Consider the following 21534-nt stretch of genomic DNA (forward strand, 5'->3'; position numbering starts at 1 on the left):
GCGAGCTGGGTTCAGAACGTCGTGAGACAGTTCGGTCCCTATCCGGCGCGGGCGTAGGATGTTTGAGGGGAGCTGCCCTTAGTACGAGAGGACCGGGGTGGACGGGCCGCTGGTGTATCTGCTGCGCCGCCAGGCGCAAGAGGCAGGGTAGCCAAGCCCGGCAGGGATAAACGCTGAAGGCATCTAAGCGTGAAGCCCCCCCCAAGATGAGACATCACAAGACCCCTTGAAGACCACGAGGTGGATAGGCGCGAGGTGGAAGTGCGGCAACGCATGGAGCTGACGCGTACTAATAGGTCGGCTGCTTATCCTCAGTTCTGGCAGGTTGATCCTGCCGGTCTTGAAGAGTAAGCGAACGCTTTCGGTTCGAAAAAAAGTTTTCTATTCGGTTTTGAAGGTATGGACAAAGCATATAAGATGTGCTATAATCCATTTTCAGTGGCGCACAATTGCGTTATACGGCCTGGTAGTTCAGTTGGTTAGAACGCCGCCCTGTCACGGCGGAGGTCACGGGTTCGAGTCCCGTTCAGGTCGGTTATTTTATGCCCTGTGGTTTTCCATGGTGTGTAAGATATTCGGGGTCTTAGCTCAGCTGGGAGAGCACCTGCCTTACAAGCAGGGGGTCACAGGTTCGAGCCCTGTAGGCCCCATATTTTACCGGTCAGGATTTGCCGATGTGGCTCAATTGGCAGAGCAGCTGATTTGTAATCAGCAGGTTATCGGTTCGAGTCCGATCATCGGCTTTATCTTATATAGATATTTTTTGGATGGGTTCCCGAGCGGCCAAAGGGGGCAGACTGTAAATCTGTTGTCAGTGACTTCGGTGGTTCGAATCCACCCCCATCCACTACAAACGTCAATGACGTACATATTGCCGCGGGGTGGAGCAGTCTGGAAGCTCGTCGGGCTCATAACCCGAAGGTCGGAGGTTCAAATCCTCCCCCCGCTACTATGCCCAGATAGCTCAGTTGGTAGAGCAGAGGACTGAAAATCCTCGTGTCGCTGGTTCGATTCCGGCTCTGGGCATGTTTTATTGCAAAAGACAGCCTGCAGTTTTTGAGATATAAGAATTCTCAAAAACTGCAGGCTGTTTTGTGTCGCAGGCAAAAAAACCCCGCTGCTCTATTGGAGGAGGCAAGATTTTCAGAATATCCTATATCAGAAATCATGGGCTGTCTTAAAGGAAAATGCTCCCTCATGGTTCAAATGATGATGTGTATAAAAGCTTGCGATTATTTAAAAAATATACTTGAATAGTTGAACCCAGTTACTCATGAGCATATTATATGTATAAATGACAAATAGTCGTGATGATGGAATACGGCATCCATATGTTCCAGAAGGTTTAAAGAAGAACGTGAAGGCAGCTGTTTTTCTTCTAAGCGGCAGATGCATTTTGTGAACAAACAAGGTGATAAGCAAAATCAATGACAAGACGGAGGAGGTCAAAATGAAAAAACCGGAATGGAAGGGAAAACAGCTAAATGAAAAAAGGCTTAAGAAAAAACGTTATTGTCGGCTTGTAGCTGTCCTTATGACGATTTGGCTGGTATTTGGATCTTTTCCGGGAATTTCTCTTGCTTCCGAAGTGACAGGAATATCAGACAATACCATGAAGTGTTTTGATGACTCTGATTCGGAGAGCGCGCTGGCGGATCAGGCATCTGCAGAAACAGCAGCAGAGGATAGTGCATATGGAGAACAATCTGAAGATCTGATGCTGACAAGTACGGCACAGGAAGCTGTTCCTGCTAAAGATGAAGAGCTGGAACAGGCGGCGCCCGGAGAGGAGGGATCACAGCCTGCGACGGACACGGATTATTCAGATAATGCTGATTATTCAGATAATGTCTATATGCAGGAAAATGGTGCGGGAAATGATGAAACAGAGGGAAACGGAGTATGGAATGATGATGAATTAATGGATGCAGTATCGGAAGATAGTTCTGAATCTCCTGAAGAAGACATCATCGAATCAAATGATCCCGAGGGAACAGGTGATTTCGTACCCGGGGAACAAATTGGCTGTGGTTCGGAAGATTCTGAAGAGACCAACGGCAGTGAAAGTGAGGCTGAAGAAGCTGAAGGAACTATAGAAGCAGTAGAGAATACTGAAAATGAGGTGCAGGAAACTCAGGATGCAGAAGAGAAGGACAGCCTGCCTGCTGCAGAGGAGTCTGCCAGTCAGAACATTACAGAGGAGTCTGCTGACCAGAACACTGCAGAGGAGGCTGCCGGCCAAAACAGCGCAGAGCAGGGAGAAAAAGTCCCGAGTGATTCAATTCAGCATGATTCCACCGGGAGAAATGCAAATCCTGATATTACAGATCCAACTGTACAATTTGATAACGTGGCTGAGGAGAAAGGTGAAGAAGAGACAATTTCTGATTCTTCTCAGGATGCTTACGTGGAAGATTCCGGGTATTTGACCAGCACAATCCGATGGTCTGTAGACGATGACGGAAGAATGACCATTTCAGGAACGGGGCCAATGCCGGATTTTACTTATAATGAATCGGAAGAGACAGTAAATGCACCCTGGGGGGATGTGGGGGGCGGAATTGTTTCTCTCACTATCGAAAACGGAATCACAACAATAGGAGATTACAATTTCGCGTGTTGCTGGTGTCTGGGAGAAGTAAGTCTGCCAGACACGATCAGGGAAATTGGCGATAACGCCTTTTACCTGTGCGGGGAGATGGGGAGTATTAATCTTGAGAACGGGCTTAAAAAAATCGGGCGAAATGCGTTTTCATATTGTATAAGCCTTGGGGAAATCAATATTCCTGAAAGTGTTGATTATATTGGAAGCGATGCCTTTTATTATACGGATGAATTCATAATTAATTGCAGATATAACAGTTATGCAATGGATTATGCGATTGAAAATGGCATAGACTTCATTGCCTATGGGAACGTAGAGGTGACCAGGGCTGTTGTAACCGGTCTTAAGTCTCAAACCTATACAGGCTCTGCAATCAGGCCTGTACCAACAGTGAAGCTGGGAATTAAAAAACTGGTCAACGGAAAAGACTATACTCTTTCTTATAAGAACAATGTCAACCCCGGGACAGCAACGATAATTATTACAGGATGCGGGGCATACGGAGGGACTCAGAAAAAAACTTTTAAAATCAATCGCAAGTCCATCGCGAAAGCCTCTGTCACGGTTCCGGCTTATAAATACTGGGAAGGCTGGGGACTCACTCCCTGGCCTACAGTAAAGCTTGGGTCAAAGACCCTGAAAAAGGGCACAGATTATGGCCTGTCTTACAGTAATAATAAAAATGTAGGAACAGCAGCCATTACAATTACCGGGAAGGGCAATTATACAGGGTCTGTAAAAAAGACTTTCCGGATAGTGCCTAAACCAACAACTATCACAAAAATCACAGCAGGGTCTGCAAAGCTGACCATCGTCTGGAAAAAACAGGCTTCACAGACCAGCGGGTATCAGATCCAGTACAGCTCGAGAAGTGATTTCGCTACCCAGAAGACTGTGAAAGCAGCAGGGTCGGGAAAAACTTCCACGACGATCTCCGGGCTGGCAAAGAAGCATAAGTACTATCTGCGGGTCAGACCGTATAAGACGGTGGGAGGCACTAATTATTATTCTACCTGGAGCCCGGTAAAAACGGCGACGACAGGCGGTAGTACATCAACATCAAAGCCGGCAGCTGTCAAACTCAATGTGACCAGAACCATCGTTCCGATAGGAATGAAGAAAAAGCTTTCCGTCAGCGGGACAAATAAAACTGTGAAGTGGACTTCCTCTGCATCTGCTGTGGCCACGGTGTCTTCTTCGGGGCTGGTAGTCGGAAAGAAGGCCGGGACAACTACGATCAAGGCAAAAGTGTCCGGGAAAACACTGACATGCACGATTACTGTGATCAACAAGTACGATGCCCGGCAGGTTGCCAATATGGTCCTGAAATATGTGAAAAACTATTATAGTATGGCACATCTGGTCGAATACAGTAAACAGGGCAATATTGTAAAAGCATGGATTGGACGTCCGATGGGAGAAGGGGCTCCCGGCATTGATATCCGTGTCAATATTGCTACAGGAAAGGCGGTCCGTGAAGAGGATCTGGAAAAATTCTTTTCGAAGGTTCCTCGGACATTTGTTCTGTGGAATTGCCAGTAATGTGATAAACTGCCCGGTCTGCACTGAGAGCACTGACGGTGCTCTGCCGTGCAGGCCGGGTTTTCAGGTCTGAGCATGAGCATGTGAACATTTCTTTTGCGTTTGACGGCCCGCAGAGAGACGCTGGCCGGGTGCTCCTTAGAGCCATACTGGCCCTGATGTATTGCCAATCTTGAAAATGTCTAATAAAATGGTATAGATGTTCGGACGTAAGGTCTGGGCTCAGTGATCTGACTCCTCGTAATCGGAGAGAACGCTTTAACACTTGTACCCATGCCAGGTGCCTGCAAACATAAATGAATTCCGTGAGGTTATGGTTAATTCCGCCGGGAGAATAGAACATGGATAGCTGGACGAATACCAGAGAAGATAAAAGCAACAATACAGTATCTACTACAATATCTTCTCCAGAAAAGATACATGAAACAAAGATGAATGAATCAGGGAATACTGTCGGGGAATCTGCACCTACAGTGTCTGCCGTGGAAGTGGCCAAGGGGGCTGATACGGAAAAAAACAGGGAGAAGCAGGAACCAATCCGTAATAAGACTGAAAAAAAACGCCGGGGATGGTTTTCCCGGTTTGTGATTTCCTGCCTGGCCTTCTTCCTGGTGTTCGGGATCATAAATCTGCTCTACTATGTCCTGGGTATGGAACCCTTCGGAACGAGAGCAGTATCCATCGACGACGCGAAGATCCAGTATATCGATTTTTTCACTTATTATGTAGATGTGCTGCATGGAGTCAGACCGCTCAGCTATGATTTTGGAAATATGCTGGGGGGAAGCTCGATCGGACTGTTCAGCTATTACCTCTCCTCGCCGTTCAACCTGCTTCTGTACTACTTCGGAAAGAAGGGAGTATACAAATTCTTTGATCTGGCGGTCGCACTGAAGCTGGGCACCGCAGGAGCCACGTTCTCATGGTTTCTCCAGAGACGGTTCAGGGACAGGATCAGGCCGGTTTTCGTGCTCGCTCTTTCCATGGGCTATGCTCTGATGCAGTATTCTGTCGCCCAGAGCAGCAATATCATGTGGCTGGACGGGGTATACATGCTGCCTCTGATTCTGCTGGGAGTTTATGAAGTAATTCACAAAAAGAGTGTCTGGCGGCTGGTCCTGACGACAGCCTTCTGTATTTTCTGCAACTGGTATATTGCGGGGATCTGCTGTCTCTTTTCAGGGATCTGGTTCCTTTTTGAGTTCTTCTTTTATGACAAAGAAGAGGATGAAATCGAGGACAGAAAAGACAGCAGTAAAAAGGCAGACAGTCTTTTAGCAGCGGATGCTGATGCTGTAAAGGATGCTGCTGTTGCAAAAGATGCTGATGCTGCAAAAGATGCTGCTATTGTAAAAGATGCTGCTGCTGCAAAAAATATTGATGCTGCAAAAAATACTGCTGTTGCAAAAAATAATCTGTCAGCCAAAGGGATGCGGGCCTCAAGATCCCGCGGCATGTACCAGAGAGCACACACTCCCGGGATCCTGGTGGGCATCACGGATTTTGTCGTCTCCTTCTGCAGATACGTCTGGGGAATGGGGCTTGGCGTCGCCATGAGTGCTGTGCTGTTTCTGCCTGTGATCAGTGCCATGAGAAAGGGAAAAGGACAGTATGAGGAGGTCAAGATTCTGATGGATCTGACCGGGGATCTGCTGTCTTCTGTGAGAGGATATGTGATCGGCACACAGAGCGACCGCGGGTTTGCGGCCCTCTTCTGCGGCAGTATTGCGGTTTTTGCGGCGGCTGCGCTGATTTTTTCAGGATCCGTTAAATTGCGGCAGAAAGCGGCTTTTATCGCTCTTGCGGCTGTCTGTCTGATGATGCTCCACTGGGAACCGGCCATGCTCGCGTTTTCGCTCATGAAATCGGCGAAAAGCTACTGGTATCGTTACAGCTTTCTTGTTTGCTTTACCATGCTGTTTGCAGCCGGCGCTTACCTGAGCCGGGCAGAGAAGGATAAATGGACAAAGCTCGCGGTGCCGGTGTGTTCGATTCTTTACGCCGCGGCTGTGCTCAAGCTCAACGGGATCCACCTTGCGGATTTTACCGCACGCGGAATGAGTCTGGTGAGCATGCACAAGCCGGTCTTTGTCACTGCCGCGGCCTCTGTAATCCTGGCCCTGCTCACGCTGGTGCTGCTGTCGGATCAGAAGCGGGGTCCGGCGAGACTTGCGGCAGGAATCCTGCTGCTGGCAGTTACCGGGACCGAGCTCTGGGGCAATGCCTGGCTTTTCTGGAAAAACCACTCCGATGGTTCCCAGGAACTGTATATGGAGTATTCGGAGGGACTAGGGAAACAGCTGTCGAGGCTCAAATCCCTGGACAGGGGATATTACAGGATCGCCCAGGACCGGACGCGCCATCACTACGAAGATGACCTTACTGCCTATTTCAATGATTCCCTTGCGCAGAATTACTGGTCCAATACGGCATATACCTCCAGTCCGGATAATGCCCAGCTCTCCCTGATGTGGAGGCTGGGATATCGCGATGAAGCGGGCTGCATGATGATCGTCCGCGACCCTGTCCTTGCTTCGGATTCCTTCCTCGGTGTCAAATATCTGCTGCAGAGTACACCGGTTCGCGGTCTCAAGCGGGTAAAGAACGTGGATTCCTTTAACGGGCGGTCTGTCTACCTGAATCCATACGCCCTGCCGATGGCCTTTGTCTATGATGGGTCGAAGCTTCCCACAAGGCGGTATGATAATACTTTTGATTACCAGAACGCGCTTTTTTCCATCCTTTCCGGAAGGAAGACAGAGCTGTACAAGCCTCTGGAGTGGACCCGTGAAAACAGAGACAACAAGGCCTTCTTCCGGATATTTATCCCAGAGGGCGATTATGTGGCCTACGGCAATCTCCTGTGGCCGGAAAAAATGGACGGACTGCTCTCAATCAACGGGGATGTGCCCTTTGGCTACTGCCGCTGGACATCGCCGGCCGTGTTTATGATCAAAAGCAGGTCCGAACAGGAGCAGTCAGAAAAAGACCAGAGTCTGCAGGCCATCGCCCAGGCAGAGAAAGAGAGACTGGCTGAACTGGAAGCTGCCGGACAGGCAGCCAATGGTCAGGAAGCCACCGGACAGGGGATCAATGGTCAGGAAGCTGCCGGACAGGAGCCGGGCGAAGCTTCCCGGACGGCTGTTAATTCCGGGACAGAAAACGGACCGGAACAGGCACAGGATCCTTCCGGAGAAAAAGGACCTGCAGCCCTGCTCAACAGACTCGCGGAAAAAATCCTGGTCTCAGCGGAACCGGAAGCAGACACTGACTTTACGGGGCAGGACGACCAGGGGCTGAATAAAGAAGGATCGAATCTTACGGGGCAGGACGACCAGGGGCTGAATGAAAACGGACCGAATCTGACCGGGCAGGAACAGGGCCGGGAGGAAGAGGAACTGAGCCTGACTCAGCAGCAGATGCTGGATCTGCAGACTGCCGCGGAAGCCTATGACTGGGAGGAAGAGGACACTGTCGACGGCAGTGGATATGCCGATATCCGGACAGTGGTTTTCCGGACCGAGAAGGGCCTGACTTTTAAAGATTACCAGTTTTACGGTTTGGATCTGAAGGAACTCAAGGAGGCATCGCAGAGGATCCAGTCCGGAGAAGTCTCCGACATAAAAATGGAGAACGGACATATCACCTGCAGCCTGGAAGGAAGGAGAGGAAACAGCCTCTGCCTTCTGGTACCCTGGACTGACGGCTGGGTGGCCTGGAGAAACGGCGAACCGGTCCAGCCGGATACGGTAGCTGGAACCATGATCACCATTCCGTTGGAAAATGGAGAAAACCGGATCGAGCTCAAATATCATATTCCCTACCTGCAGGAGGGAATGTACATATCCGCGGCAGCCTTTGCCGTGCTCCTGATCGACTGCCTGCGCAGAGCTCTGCGCAGCAGAAAGAATCGGAGATGAGGCACTGGATGAGGAACGGTTTACGCGCAGCTTTTTTTCGACGACAGATCCCTGTGTAGAAAAAGAAGGCCGAATGAGTGACTGTTTACACAAAACCGTCTGGCTGCGGCAGAGCACTGGTACAAGTGAATCTGACAGATCCGGAGAGGAGATAGAAAAGCATGATATACCGAAAGGGAGATACAGAGAGATCTCCGGAGGGAAGGACTGACGGGCAGGAAGGAATAAACAGTCCAATCAATCCTGATACCGGTCAGAAAAAGGAACAGTCTCTGCCCATGTCCGGCGGAGACGGAGATAGAGAAGAACAGTTTGCGTCCATGTCCGGCGAAATGGGGGGAAGTGCGGAACAGAGTCCGGCTGATGCTCCCTTGGTCAATGAAGGAAAGGATGCCTCCGGAGAAGGAAAAGGCAAAAAGGGAGAGGGAAACCTGATCCTCAGGCTGCTGAATTCAGAGGGAATGCGCTATCTGTTCATCGGCGGATGCACGACTATGGTCAATCTGGTCGTCTATGCGGTCTTATGCAGGGTGGTGCATCTGAATGTCAATATCAGCAATATCATCTCTGTCTCGGTGTCTATTCTGTTTGCTTATATAACAAACAAGCTGATCGTATTTCGCTCGCACTGCAGCAGTCTTTCAGAGCTGGCTGCGGAATGTGCCCGTTTTATCGGGGCAAGGCTCGCGACCATGGTCATCGAGGTCGGAGGAGTATTTGTCCTGTATGAGATTCTGCATCAGAATGAAATGGTGGCAAAGCTCGCCACCCAGGTACTTGTCGTGATTGGAAATTATTTCATCAGCAGATTCCTGGTGTTTAAAGACAGAAACAAATAACGAAGACTTCCCGCACCGAGAAGGTGAAAACCTATTTCAGATGTGTGAAGGTTTTCAATATTTTTCGGCAACAACCATTAATGACGATAATAAATAACGGGAATAATTTAGTAACAGTAATATAATGTAATAACCAGTAATGATTGATGATAAAGTAATGATCAATAATAAAATAATGATCAATAATAATCAGTTGAAATCAGTAGTGATCAGGAGAGGACCGGAATGCTTTTATCTGTTATAGTGCCCTGTTTCAATGAAGAAGGGAATATAGATCTGTTTTATGAGGAGACAGTGAAGGCACTGGGGGATCTGATGCCTGAAACAGAGCTGATCTTTGTCAATGACGGGAGCAGGGATGCTACGCTGGCAAAACTGCGGGCGCTCTGCGCCCGGGCGCGTTACCGGGTCCGTGTCGTCAGTTTTTCGCGGAATTTCGGTAAAGAAGCGGCGCTTCTGGCCGGTCTCCGGAGTTCGACGGGGGAATTCACATCGATCATCGATGCAGACCTGCAGCAGCGCCCGTCCTATATTGTGGAGATGTTGGATTTCCTGAAGGAGCACCCGGAATATGATGCTGTGGCGGCCTATCAGGAGGAGCGCAAAGAAGGCTTCATACTCTCTTTGTTTAAGAAAATGTTTTACAATGTGATCGACAGCATGACCGACGTGAAGATCATGCAGGCGGCGAGCGACTTCCGCGTCCTGCGCCGGCCTGTTGTGGACGCCATCCTCTCTCTCCCGGAAAAATGCCGTTTTTCAAAAGGGATTTTTGCCTGGGTGGGATTTGAGACCTATTATATGCCCTACAAGGTAGAAGAACGCGCGAGCGGGACTTCCAAGTGGAATTTCTGGAAGCTTCTGACCTATGCCTTTGACGGGATCATCGCCTTTTCCAATAAACCCCTGATCCTTTCCTCAGTCGTCGGCTTTTTTATCTTTGCTCTTTCCATCCTGTATCTGATCGTCATTGTTGTGAAGACGATTCTCTGGGGCGATCCCGTGGCGGGTTTCCCGACGCTCGCCTGCCTGATTCTGATGCTGTCCGGAATCGAACTGCTGGGCATCGGGATCCTCGGACAATATCTGGCAAAGAACTATACGGAGAGCAAGGAGCGCCCTGTTTATATTGTCAAAGAAGAACTGGAAAATGATCCTCACAGCGGACCCGGCGCTGATGACCCGGACGGTTTGCCGGAATAAGGGGATATTAAAAGCGTCATCAGTGATCCGGTTATGCTTTGCTGACTTGGAAGCGCTTAAATAGCATCAGATAAAAAGAAACGGCATTCGTTATTCAGCTGTAAAATATAGTTGCAGCTGAATAACGAATGCCGTTGTGGCAGACTCTGTCAGTTTTTCAGAGCTGTTAAAAGTCCTGTTTTTGAGCTTTGTTTTTTGCCTGTGCCAGATTTTACCTGATTTTATCTCGGTCTGCTCTGTCAGGCTGAGAGGGCTCCGACCATATGGGCCACGAGCTTTGCGCAGTTTTCGGCAGCCTGGTGTTCGAACTCTTCATAGGTTACTGTGGCTTCTTCGTCTGCCTTGTCGGAAATTGCCCGAAGGATGACAAAGGGGATGGAGTTGAGATAGGCGGCGTGAGCGATGGCGGTCCCTTCCATTTCCGTGCAGAGAGGATGGAAGGTTTTTACTATGCGGTCTTTTTGCTCAGCAGAGGAGATGAACTGGTCGCCGCTGACGATTCTGCCCTCGAAAAAACTGATGCCAGAAACGGCTTCACGGATGGAATCAACAGCAGCCCGGCGCAGGAGCGGATCTGCGGGAAAGCTTTTGAGTCCGTTCGGCGTGCCCATCTGGGGGATGACACCGGGTTCATAGCCAAAGGCGGTGACGTCCATATCATGGTACACGGCATCCGTCGAGATCACGATATCTCCTACATTGATATCGGAACACAGGGAACCGGCGATGCCGGTGTTGATCAGATGAGTGATGTCAAAGCAGTCGATGAGGATCTGGGCGCAGATGGCTGCATTGACTTTTCCCACACCGCTTTTGACAATGACAGCTTCCGTATTCCCAAGTCTGCCGACATGGAAGACCATGCCCGCTTTTGTGACGGTTTTTTCAGATTTCATCTCTTCTTTAGTGAGCTTTTCAATCTCGAGGTCCATAGCCCCGATAATACCGATTTTCATTTCTTTTCCTTTCTTCAGCATCTTCAGTGCGATCAGTCATCAACCGGGGCAGACTGCAAGCCCGGGTATTATTCAGCCTGGATATTCGCCCGTACAGCCTGGATATCCACCCGTATGGGGATTTTTTGCCCGCTTTTTGGTCCGGGATATCCCTGCCTCGGGCTTTTGAGAACGGGAATTTCTCAGTCCGGGTAGATGAGATGCTTTTCGTCGATGCAGGACAGTGTGTTTGTGAGAAAACGGTTGGCCAGCCAATGAGCCATTTCCAGATTCTGGTCCTGGTAATTACCGCAGTCGCGGGCGCAGGCACCAGGAATCTCTCCCTCGAAGTCCCGGATGAACTCAAACATGGAAGTGATCAGGGGAACGATCTCCGCAGAAGTGTATTCCCCGGCAAGGAGGAGATAAAAGCCGGTCCGGCAGCCCATGGGACCAAAATAGACGATTTTACTGCCGAAATCCGGATCGTTCCGCAGAAAAGTGGCTCCCAGATGCTCGATCGTATGCATTTCAGCCGTATTCATGACCGGTTCGCGGTTTGGAGCTGTCATCCGCAGATCAAAGGTGGTGATGGCAGTATCTCCAAAGTGGTCGATCCTCGACACATAGATCCCCGGCTCAAGCAGGAGATGATTGATAGTAAAGCTGGTGATTTTCTTGAGTTCCAAGATTTGCCCTCCTGTAAATCGTATCTGATAAACTGAACTGTATCTGTTTAGTTAAACCGCAACTGTTTTAGTTAAACCGCAACTGTTTTAGTTAAACTGCAACTGTTTTAGTTAAAGTCTAACTATTTTAGTTAAACCGCATCTGTCAAAACAGGCAATATCTGCTAATGCATATAACGGCGATAATTGGTGCCGAAATACTTCGCCGCCTATTTTAACAGGAAACAGGGAAAAGTGTAAAGCGAAAGGAAGCGAGGATGCCCTACACCGGACAGAGGATATGTGGTAAAATAGGATATTGTGTTTATGACGTTGCGCAGGCAGTAAATATGGTCCGGGGTGCAGGAACTTCCCGGACAGGATTCAGGTCATGTCTTTTGGAGGAAAAATATGCAGACAGGATTAAAAAATGAGCGCGCGGGAGAAGGATGGCAGCGTGCGAAAAAAATGCTTGTCTACTTTCTGGGATATACGGTTTTGTTCTGTGCGGCCGCTGCCGCGGTATTTGTCTGGTTCTGGCTGAGAAAGCGCAGGTTTATCTGGCAGACGGACGGGGTCAATCAGCACTACTATGGCCTTCTGTATTTCTCAAAGTGGGGGAAAGAGGTGCTGCGCCAGTTCCGGGAGACGGGGGTGCTGCGTGTGCCGACATTTTCTCTGCGGATGGGGTATGGCGAAGATCTATATACGACGCTGACTTATTATGTGATCGGGGATCCTTTCAGCCTGCCGGCTGTTTTTGTGCCCGAGAAGTATCTGATACATTTTCATGATCTGATGCTCATGGCGCGCTTTTATCTGGCGGGTATCTCTTTCAGCGCCTATGCCTTCTATATGGGGAGAAAGAACAGGCTTGCTGTCCTGACCGGTGCTTTCATATATATTTTTAACGGTTTTACGCTCTCGGGAATGAGGCATCATTATTTTCTGAATCCCTTTATCATCTTTCCGCTGCTGCTGATCGGCTGTGAACAGTATTTCCGCAAAAAAAGACCCGGGCTGTTTCTGGTCATGGTCTTTGTGGCGGCAGTGAGCAACTTCTATTTCTTTTACATGATGGTCATCATGACGGTGCTGTACGCGGTCTGGAGATCGGTCAGGCGCAACGGTGCGCGTCAGTTCGGGCACGTGCTTCTGGACGGCGCGGCCTTTTTGTGGTATGGACTGATCGGCACCCTGATGGCATCCGTAGTATTTCTGCCGGTCGTCCTGCGCTTCCTGCAGGATCCCAGGACAGCGGATAATAAGTCTGTCCCGCTCCTGTGGCCGCTTCGCTATTACCGCAATTTTCTCGATTGTTTTCTGACAAACGGCACTTCCGCCCTGTCGGAATCCTGGACCTACATGGGATTCGGCGCGGTGGCCCTGCTGGGCGTGATCTATATTTTTGTAAACAGAAAAAGACACTTTGACCTGAAGGCGGCTTTTATCGGGCTGACCTGCTTATTGATGACACCGCTGGCGGGCTTTGTCCTGAACGGTTTCTCCTATCCGGCAAACCGGTGGATGTGGGCCTATGCCCTTCTGGTCGCTTTCATGACGGCGACTGCCGTCTCTGAGATGACGGAGGCGGGAACCGGAACGACCGGGACGATCATCATGACGACTTTTGTCCTGGCGGTCTGTATCTGCGTCTGTGTTTTCTGGGAGTATACTTTTTCCAGAGCCTCCGCCCAGGCTGTGGTCATCGCCCTGTTCGGCCTGGCAGCGGTTCTGGCAGGACGCGCCGTCCTGCTCGAGAGAGTTGTAAAACGGCGGCAGTCTGGTGCGGGGACTGATGGTTTTGAGACAGCGCAGGAATCGCTGGGAGCAGTAAAGAGAAAGATCACCGTCCGGGTCCAGGCTGTGCTCCTGGCCTGCGTCCTTCTCACTGCAGCATCGGCTGGGTATTTTGACTTTTCAGCAAAGAGATCTGCCAAGATTTTCGAGTACCTCTCCCGGGCTCAGGTGGAAACGCAGACTGCCAAAGATGCGGCGGCAGCTGCACAGCTGATCGACGGGAACCTCCTGAAGTCGGAATTCGATACGGCGGAAAAGACGGGCTCACCGAAGCCTTTTTACAGGTATACGACCTACAATCCGGAAAACAACACTTCTCTGCTGTACGGAGTCTCCAACACACAGTATTACTGGAGCCTGTCCAATCCGAACAGCGCGCAGTTTTTCTCGGAGACCGGACAGCTCAACCGGATGATCCATCAGTATGACAATCTCGATGACCGGACCTTCCTCAATGAGATCGCCGGGGTGCGGTATTTCCTCGGAAATGATCAGGAGGGAGTGCCCTTCGGATATGTCAAAAAAGAAGGTCTTTCCTACAGCAATGAGGATCTCTGGAAAGATACGGATAATCTGGACCGCTATTCCTGCGAGGTCTATGAAAACCAGTATGCCCTTCCCATCGGATTTACTTCTGACAAGTGGCTGAGCAGGAAAGACTATGAGGCGATGGATATTCCTCAGAGACAGCAGGCCCTGATGCAGGGGATCCTGCTGGAGGAGGACCCGGGCGAGAGCTTCAAAAAACTGGGTACCGCCCAGACCCCGGTCGCCTTCAACGACGTCCGCCTGCCGGTGACGATTTCCTGTGGGGAAAAAGAATTTACGACAGGTGAAAAGCTTGTATTTGACGGCTCTGAGGGAGAAGAAGGCGGCTCTGTCGTGACGATCCGCTTCAACGGCCAGCCTGACTGTGAGACCTGCCTCTATATCCGAGGCCTGGAGTACCAGCCGCCTGAAGGCAGAGCCGGAACGACCAAATTCCTGCTGCCTGTCACGGGATACAGAGGAGACCAGTCCGTCGTCAGCAAACAGATCGGCTTTACGACGCCCATGGATCCCTGGACGACAGGAAGAAAGGACTTCCTGGTCAATATGCGCTACAGTATCGGAGCATTGGACCGGATCGACCTTTCCCTTCCTTCGGAAGGTACATTCACAGTGGATTCCATTGAAGTCGTGTGCCAGCCGATGACGGCTTTCCAGGCCCAGGCAGAGGCCTTCCGGGCGCACAGCATGACGGACCTGGATATCCACGAGATGGGTCGGAGCGGAGCCACGGAGAGGATCACGGGACACATCGAAATGGATGCACCTGGAATCCTCTGCCTGCAGATCCCCCGCTCCGCAGGCTGGACAGCCTATGTGGACGGAGAGAAGACGAGGATCCTCCAGGCGGATACCATGTTCAGCGCCCTTCTCCTTCCTTCCGGAAGCCACAATATCGAACTGCGCTGGCAGACGCCGGGTCTGAGACTGGGGGCAGTTATTTCAGCGGGTGTCTTTTTCCTGCTTGTCCTCTTCCTCCTGCTCTATACGATCCTGTCGGCGATTTTCCACGCGGCGGAGAGGCGAAAGGAGAGGATCCCCAAGGGATACTATAGTGAAGTAAAGACCGGACAAGAGACGGTAAAGAATGAAGAGCCGGAAAAGGATGATGTGAAGATAGAAGGGAAATGATTCGCTGAAGAATAAGGAAGAAGTTCTCTGGGACAAATCGGTGGTTTAAAAGGCAGCAGATCTATTAATTGGAGAAAAAAGTAAAAAAAAACGCCCTACAACGGGCGGCCCCGAGGGGCGATTTCGATGAATCTTTATTTGAACTTGTGATGTAATCTGAATGGTGGTCAAGCATTCAGCAATATGATTATAAAATTGAGGGACGGAATATGTCAAGTAGAATAAATCGGAGAAAACAAAGCGGTAGTTCATCATTGAATAATCAGCTAAAAAAATTTGATGATTATTATTTGGGCCTGGACATAGGTACTGATTCAATTGGATGGTGTGTAACAGATCCTGAATACAATATTCTGAAGTTTAATGGGAAAGCTATGTGGGGGATTCGACTTTTTGACGAGGCAGAACCTGCAGCATCAAGAAGGAGTTTCAGAACATCACGCAGACGCCTAAAAAGAAAAAAACAACGGGTTGCTTTGGTTGAAGAGTTGCTGAATGAAGAAATGACTAAGGTGGATCCCTTGTTTTATCTGCGGCTGAAGGAAAGCAGCTTCCATATCGAAGACAAGCAGGATATAGTTCGTCAACCCTATGCGCTGTTCTCAGATACTAATTATACTGATATAGACTACCATAAAGAGTTCCCGACAATTTATCATCTGCGCCGCGCATTGATGCTGCATGAGAAGTCATATGACATCCGCTTGTATTATCTTGCAATTAGTCACTTTATGAAACACAGGGGACATTTTCTCTTTGAAGGGAGTGTTTCTGATGCGACTTCCTTTGAATTTGTCTTTTCTGATTTGAAGGACTATGCCTGCGAGCAAATGGAGATGATTCTTGAGGCGGAGAATCCAGATGAGGTCAAATCGGTATTACTTGACAGGAGAATGGGAAAAACTGAAAAGAAGCAAAAGATGAAAATGCTTTTTAACGCTTCTTCTGAAAAGCAGATAGAGGCTGTGTCGGCTTTGTGTGGGTCAAGTGTATCCCTCGATAAATTGTTTTCGGATCCGTCTTTAAAAGATGCATTAGTTCCTAAAATATCCTTTTCTGATGGTATAGATGAAGAAAAAGAAGAGATGCTGTCAAGTGAGCTTGGCGAGCGATTTGAATATATCATTAAACTGAAGGCAGTTTATGATTGGACTGTGCTGACGCGAATTCTGGCAGGTTGCAGTTCTATTTCGGAAGCCAAAATTAAAGTATATGAAAAACATCAGAAAGATCTTCGCGATTTAAAAAGAGTTGTTCGCCAGTTTATTCCAGAAGCATATAAGAGTATTTTCTCTGATAGTGATGTAAAAGACAATTATTTAGCATATTCGGGTCATGTATCAGGGAAGAACCAGGTACTCCCTCAAAAAAGGATTACTGAACAGAAAGAGTTCTGTGATTTTGTGAAGAAGAAACTAAAGGTGATTAATGCCGAAGATTCGGATCTGGATAGAATTCTCACAGAGACAGAACAGTATGTTTTTATGCCTAAACAGGTGTCAAAAAGCAACTCTGCAATTCCATATCAGGTGCATTTACAGGATTTAAGGCAAATCGTCGCACACATGGGAGAAGACTATCCATCGCTGTCAGTACCTGGGGAAGATGGCCTTTCGGTATGTGATAAGATATTGAAGATATTCTCGTTTAAGATACCTTACTATGTCGGCCCTTTAAATGATTATCATAAGGACCGGGGTGGTAATAGCTGGGTTATTCGTAAGGAACAAGGAAGGGTTCTTCCGTGGAATTTTGATGAGAAAATTGATAGAAAAGCCAGTGCAGAGGCGTTTATAGAACGTTTGACAAATAAGTGTACCTACTTGATTGGAGAAAACGTTATTCCAAAAGACTCTTTACTCTATTCAAGATATCTTGTATTAAACGAACTAAACAATGTCAAGGTCAATGGAAATCGATTAAGTGTATCCGTTAAACAACGCATATATAATGAAATATTCAAGAAAAAATCGGGCAAGTATTCGTTGAAGAAGCTTAAATCCTGGCTATTAAAAGAAAACATCATCTCAGAAGATGATGTTTTATCAGGGATAGATTCTGTTTTTCAGGCTTCTCTGAAATCTTATCTTGATTTTTATAGAATCTTGGGAACGCGAGTAGACACAGATCCTGGCATGGTTGAGGATTTAATAAAAGATATTGTTATTTTCGGTGATGACAGGAGTCTGTTAAGAGAAAGAATTTGTGAAAAGTACGACGACAAACTAACAAATGACGAAATTAAAGCAATATGCAGGCTATCCTATTCAGGATGGGGAAGGTTCTCTTCACAATTTCTGAATGGAATAGAAGACATAGATCCGGAATCAGGAGAAGCTTTTTCAATTATTCAATTCTTGTGGGAAGGACAGGAAAACCTCATGGAGCTTCTCAGCTCTCGCCATAATTACATGACTATTATCAAAATGCATAATGATAATATCAGCGGTAAGAGTAAGGAGATTAACTATGATTTGGTTCATGAATCATATGCATCACCTGCAGTAAAAAGGGCTATATGGCAAACGTTACAGATTGTAAAGGAAATAATGAATGTAACTCGGAAATCACCATCGAAAGTTTTTCTGGAAATGGCACGGGAAAAAGAAGATAACCCTTCGAGAAAAGCATCCAGAAAAAACAAATTGTTAGATGTGTACAAAGGGATAAAAAGTGAGAAAAAGGACTGGATAGCTGAAATCGGGAATCGGGAAGACAGGGAATTCAACAGTAAGAAGCTTTATTTGTATTATACTCAAATGGGTCGAGATATGTACTCAGGCGAGCCTATAGATTTGCATGAGCTTTTAACAACGAAAGAATATGACATCGATCATATTTATCCACAATCTGTAACAAAGGATGACAGTATACTTAATAATCTTGTGCTTGTCCGTTCAAGTGAGAATCGTGATAAAGGAGATACTTATCCAATTCCTGCAAAATACAGACAGCCGGAGCTTTGGACTATGCTGTTGAATGCTGCAAACGGAAAAGGACTTATTTCTAAGGAAAAATATGACCGTCTTATGAGGAGATATCCTCTTTCAGAAGAAGAGCTTGCAGGGTTTATTAGCCGCCAATTAGTAGAAACTCGTCAATCATCGAAGGTTGTTGCACAGATACTGTCACAAACAATACCGGAAACAAAAATTGTATATTCAAAGGCGGGGGTAGTCTCCGATTTCCGTCGTGATAATGGCTTTTTAAAATCCAGGGCAGTGAACGATTATCACCATGCTAAAGACGCTTATTTAAATATCGTGGTTGGCAATGTTTATTATACCAAGTTCACAGATAACCCAGTTCGCTATCTGAAGGAAGATGTAAGGAAAAGTGGCGGAAAGGAAAAATATAATCTGGACCGCATGTTCAAACATGACATAGCCAGAAACGGGAAAATAGCCTGGAAAGCAGGAAACCACGGTACGATACAAACAGTTAAAAAATATATGTGTAAGAATAATATTCTGTTTACGAGATATGCGACGGAGAAGCAGGGAGGATTTTATGATCAACAGTTAATGAAAAAAGGATCGGGAGATTTGTATCCAATTAAAACGAAAGATGGGAGATTTGATACAGGGAAATATGGAGGGTATAATAAACCGTCAATTAATTATTATATGCTGGTCGAATCAGATGGAAAAAAAGGACGTATACGAACATTGGAAGGAGTACCGGTTTATTTACAGAACGCTGGAAAACAACAAATTGATGATTATTGCAGCAGCAAGTCCGGGCTTAATCTGAAAAATCCGATAATAATCATTGATAAGATTCGTGTGGGCGCTTTATTAAAAATTAATGGATATCCGATGCATATATCCGGAAAAACCGGAAAAATGATAACGATGAAAAACGCTGTTCAGCTTTGCATTTCTCCGGAAGATGAGGCGATTGTCCACAGAGTTGAGAAGGTGATTGAGAGATTAAAAGAAAACAAAAACTATACTATCGATGACTATGACAGACTTGGGTCAGAAGATTTGAAACACATATATGATCTTTTAACTGAAAAGTCTCAGAATAAAATTTATTCAAAAAGAAGTGCATCACAAACAAAAGTCCTTCTGAATGGTGCACAGAAATTTAACCAATTGTCTTTGGAAGATCAGTGCAGGACTATTTATGAGATCCTTCATCTATTTCAATGTAAATATCTTAGTGCTGATCTTAGGCTGATTGGAGGTGCATCTCAGGCAGGGACTTTCAAAGTTTCAAACGAACTTACGAAAAACAAGTCCGCCTTGATGATTAACTCTTCAGTTACCGGATTATTTGAAACTACTGTTGATTTGTTGAAATATAAATTATCTGACTGATATGAGTTGGAGAATCATTGTAATATCAAAAAGAGCCAAGCTGGATTATAAGCTTGATCATATGGTGATCAGAAAAGATGACGTTTTAAAGATCCATTTGTCAGAGATATCTATGTTGATTATTGAATCAACCGAGGTGTCTCTGACAACGGCATTGCTGTCAGAGCTGATTCGACGTAAAGTAAAAGTTGTTTTTTGCGACGAAAAAAGGAACCCATCATCAGAACTTTTACCATATTATGGCAGCCACGACACCAGCTCAAAAGTACGACAACAAGCGTCCTGGGGAGAAGATGCAAAAAGAAATATCTGGACAGAAATTATTACAGAAAAAATACGAAAGCAAAACGAATTTTTGAACAGACTGGGTAAGAAGGAAGCGTCATTACTTGAGACATATATACAAGAAATAGAATACAACGATGCAACAAACAGAGAGGGTCATGCTGCAAAGGTGTATTTCAATGCTCTTTTTGGAAAAGACTTTACAAGAACGCTGGAAGTACCTATCAATGCTGCACTCAATTATGGTTACACAATCATCTTGTCTGCTATGAACAGAGAAATTGTAAAATCAGGATACATCACTCAATTAGGAATATTTCATGACAATATGTTTAATTCATTTAACCTTGGATCTGATCTTATGGAGCCTTTCCGGCCATTGGTTGATGAAGAAGTAGTGAAAATGATGCCTGAAAAATTCGAGCATGATGAAAAAATACAGCTGATAAATCTCTTGAACAAAACAATAATTATAAACGGAAAAGAACAATACTTAAATAATGCGATAGGAATTTATTGCAGGAGTGTATTTGATGCCATAAACGAAAACGATGTGTCGCTGATTAGATTTTATAATTATGAGTTATAGATATATGCGAGTTATGGTTCTTTTTGATCTGCCAGTTGTAACTCCTGAAAATAAACGCAACTATGTCAGATTCCGTAAGTTTTTAATAAAAAGTGGATTTATCATGATGCAGGAATCAGTATATACTAAGTTGGCACCTAATCCGTCTGTAGCAAGTGCCATTGTAGATAATGTTCGAAAAAACAAACCTCCCGAAGGACTTGTGCAAATGATGACAATTACGGAAAAACAATATTCAAAAATAGAATTCGTAGTTGGAAGTGGTAAAAAAAAGATCTTGGAATCAGATGAGAGGCTTGTAATAATATGAAATTGGTTTTCCAGGATTGGTCCACACCTGTTGACTTTTCGAAGAAAAATATACAGCTTCTAAATATTGAGGATGCAGGATACTTTAGTGAAATACTGCAAGAACTGATTACACAGCAGGAAACAGGAAGTGGAAAATTTGTTTTATCCAACAGAGATTCTATACTTGATTTTTCCAAAACAATAGAAGTTATTTTATCTCCCTTTATCTTGGATTTTTCGAACAAAAAAATACAGAATGCCATAATAAAAGACTTTCTAAGAATTGCAAGTGAAGAGGAGTTTTTGATGACCAGGGAAGTACAGGGAGTTATTCAGGCTTATTTATATCGTCTTGCAGATTATTTGGACTATGACGTTACGGTAGGAGAAATGCCGATAATACAGCTGTTAAAATCTGCTGGCATTCAAGCAGTAAAAGATGAAGATGGACTGCTTTCCAGATTAGTTGATTATTTTTGTTTACTAAGAAAAACATTAAATATTGAACTCTTTGTTGGTGTCCATTTTAAATCTTACTTTTCAGAAGGAGAATTGAAACTGCTTTACAAAACTATGACGTTGAAGGGCATGAACCTTTTGCTTTTGGAAAACTGTTCGGAAAAGGAAATGATAGAAGGGGAGCAATGGCTGACAATCGATAAAGATTTATGTGAGATATAGTTTTTAAATAGTATTCTTGGTCAGTTTACTATTTACACCTATTAATTCTTCTCAAACCTCTAATTTGGGGTTTGAGAGTGATGTAATTCTGAATGGTGGTCAAGCTTGACGGCTACTCTGAACGTTTGGACCCGAGTTTGAGAGTGATGTAATTCTGAATGGTGGTCAAGC

General features: G+C 46.3%; 11 protein-coding genes, 6 tRNA genes and 1 rRNA gene. 16 read left to right on the top strand and 2 right to left on the bottom strand.

Going from position 1 to position 21534, the window contains the following annotated elements:
* The 11 genes from BLT02_RS09660 to BLT02_RS09710 form a co-directional block, all read left to right on the top strand.
* Positions 1 to 313: ribosomal RNA gene (locus tag BLT02_RS09660) — 23S ribosomal RNA — on the top strand; the annotation flags it as partial.
* Positions 314 to 460: 147 nt separating this feature from the next.
* Positions 461 to 534: transfer RNA gene (locus BLT02_RS09665), tRNA-Asp, on the top strand.
* Positions 535 to 577: 43 nt separating this feature from the next.
* Positions 578 to 650: transfer RNA gene (locus tag BLT02_RS09670), tRNA-Val, on the top strand.
* 20 nt (positions 651 to 670) lie between these two features.
* A tRNA-Thr gene (locus BLT02_RS09675) sits at positions 671 to 743 on the top strand.
* A 22-nt stretch (positions 744 to 765) separates the two neighbouring features.
* Positions 766 to 847: transfer RNA gene (locus tag BLT02_RS09680), tRNA-Tyr, on the top strand.
* Between the two features lie 28 nt (positions 848 to 875).
* Positions 876 to 949, top strand: a tRNA-Met gene (locus tag BLT02_RS09685).
* A gap of 4 nt (positions 950 to 953) precedes the next feature.
* Positions 954 to 1026 (top strand) — tRNA-Phe (locus BLT02_RS09690).
* Between the two features lie 424 nt (positions 1027 to 1450).
* Positions 1451 to 4147, top strand: a complete 2697-nt coding sequence (locus tag BLT02_RS09695) for a leucine-rich repeat protein (protein ID WP_092994437.1) — start codon at positions 1451 to 1453, stop codon at positions 4145 to 4147.
* A gap of 341 nt (positions 4148 to 4488) precedes the next feature.
* The gene (locus tag BLT02_RS09700; protein ID WP_092994440.1) at positions 4489 to 8067 is read left to right on the top strand and encodes a YfhO family protein; all 3579 of its coding nucleotides are present in this window, start codon (positions 4489 to 4491) and stop codon (positions 8065 to 8067) included.
* Positions 8068 to 8228: 161 nt separating this feature from the next.
* A complete protein-coding gene (locus BLT02_RS17860) occupies positions 8229 to 8906 on the top strand; it encodes a GtrA family protein (RefSeq protein WP_242869760.1) in 678 nt (225 codons plus the stop codon).
* Between the two features lie 225 nt (positions 8907 to 9131).
* Positions 9132 to 10109: a glycosyltransferase family 2 protein gene (locus BLT02_RS09710; protein WP_092994443.1), complete on the top strand. Its 978-nt coding sequence runs from the start codon at positions 9132 to 9134 to the stop codon at positions 10107 to 10109.
* A 239-nt stretch (positions 10110 to 10348) separates the two neighbouring features.
* Here BLT02_RS09710 and BLT02_RS09715 read toward each other — a convergent pair whose 3' ends face one another.
* The gene (locus tag BLT02_RS09715) at positions 10349 to 11065 is read right to left on the bottom strand and encodes a 5'-methylthioadenosine/adenosylhomocysteine nucleosidase (RefSeq protein WP_092994626.1); all 717 of its coding nucleotides are present in this window, start codon (positions 11063 to 11065) and stop codon (positions 10349 to 10351) included.
* Between the two features lie 182 nt (positions 11066 to 11247).
* On the bottom strand, positions 11248 to 11736 hold the full coding sequence (locus BLT02_RS09720; protein WP_207649401.1) for an S-ribosylhomocysteine lyase: 489 nt from the start codon (positions 11734 to 11736) through the stop codon (positions 11248 to 11250).
* A gap of 387 nt (positions 11737 to 12123) precedes the next feature.
* Between BLT02_RS09720 and BLT02_RS09725 the strand changes: the two genes are divergently transcribed.
* From BLT02_RS09725 to csn2, 5 genes are all read left to right on the top strand, one after another.
* Positions 12124 to 15192, top strand: a complete 3069-nt coding sequence (locus BLT02_RS09725) for a YfhO family protein (protein ID WP_092994449.1) — start codon at positions 12124 to 12126, stop codon at positions 15190 to 15192.
* Positions 15193 to 15401: 209 nt separating this feature from the next.
* A complete protein-coding gene (cas9, locus tag BLT02_RS09730; RefSeq protein ID WP_092994452.1) occupies positions 15402 to 19517 on the top strand; it encodes a type II CRISPR RNA-guided endonuclease Cas9 in 4116 nt (1371 codons plus the stop codon).
* A 1-nt stretch (position 19518) separates the two neighbouring features.
* Positions 19519 to 20391 carry a type II CRISPR-associated endonuclease Cas1 gene (gene cas1, locus BLT02_RS09735; protein WP_092994455.1) on the top strand — a complete coding sequence of 291 codons (873 nt, stop codon included), beginning with the start codon at positions 19519 to 19521 and terminating at the stop codon, positions 20389 to 20391.
* A 4-nt stretch (positions 20392 to 20395) separates the two neighbouring features.
* Positions 20396 to 20701: a CRISPR-associated endonuclease Cas2 gene (gene cas2, locus BLT02_RS09740; RefSeq protein WP_092994458.1), complete on the top strand. Its 306-nt coding sequence runs from the start codon at positions 20396 to 20398 to the stop codon at positions 20699 to 20701.
* Complete coding sequence (csn2, locus tag BLT02_RS09745) at positions 20698 to 21363, top strand: type II-A CRISPR-associated protein Csn2 (RefSeq protein ID WP_092994461.1); 666 nt, start codon at positions 20698 to 20700, stop codon at positions 21361 to 21363. The genes cas2 and csn2 overlap by 4 nt, the downstream gene beginning before the upstream one ends.
* The last annotated feature ends 171 nt before the right edge of the window (positions 21364 to 21534 follow it).

The sequence above is a fragment of the Sarcina sp. DSM 11001 genome (assembly GCF_900101015.1).
In the GTDB taxonomy this organism is placed as follows: Bacteria; Bacillota; Clostridia; order Lachnospirales; family Lachnospiraceae; genus CAG-791.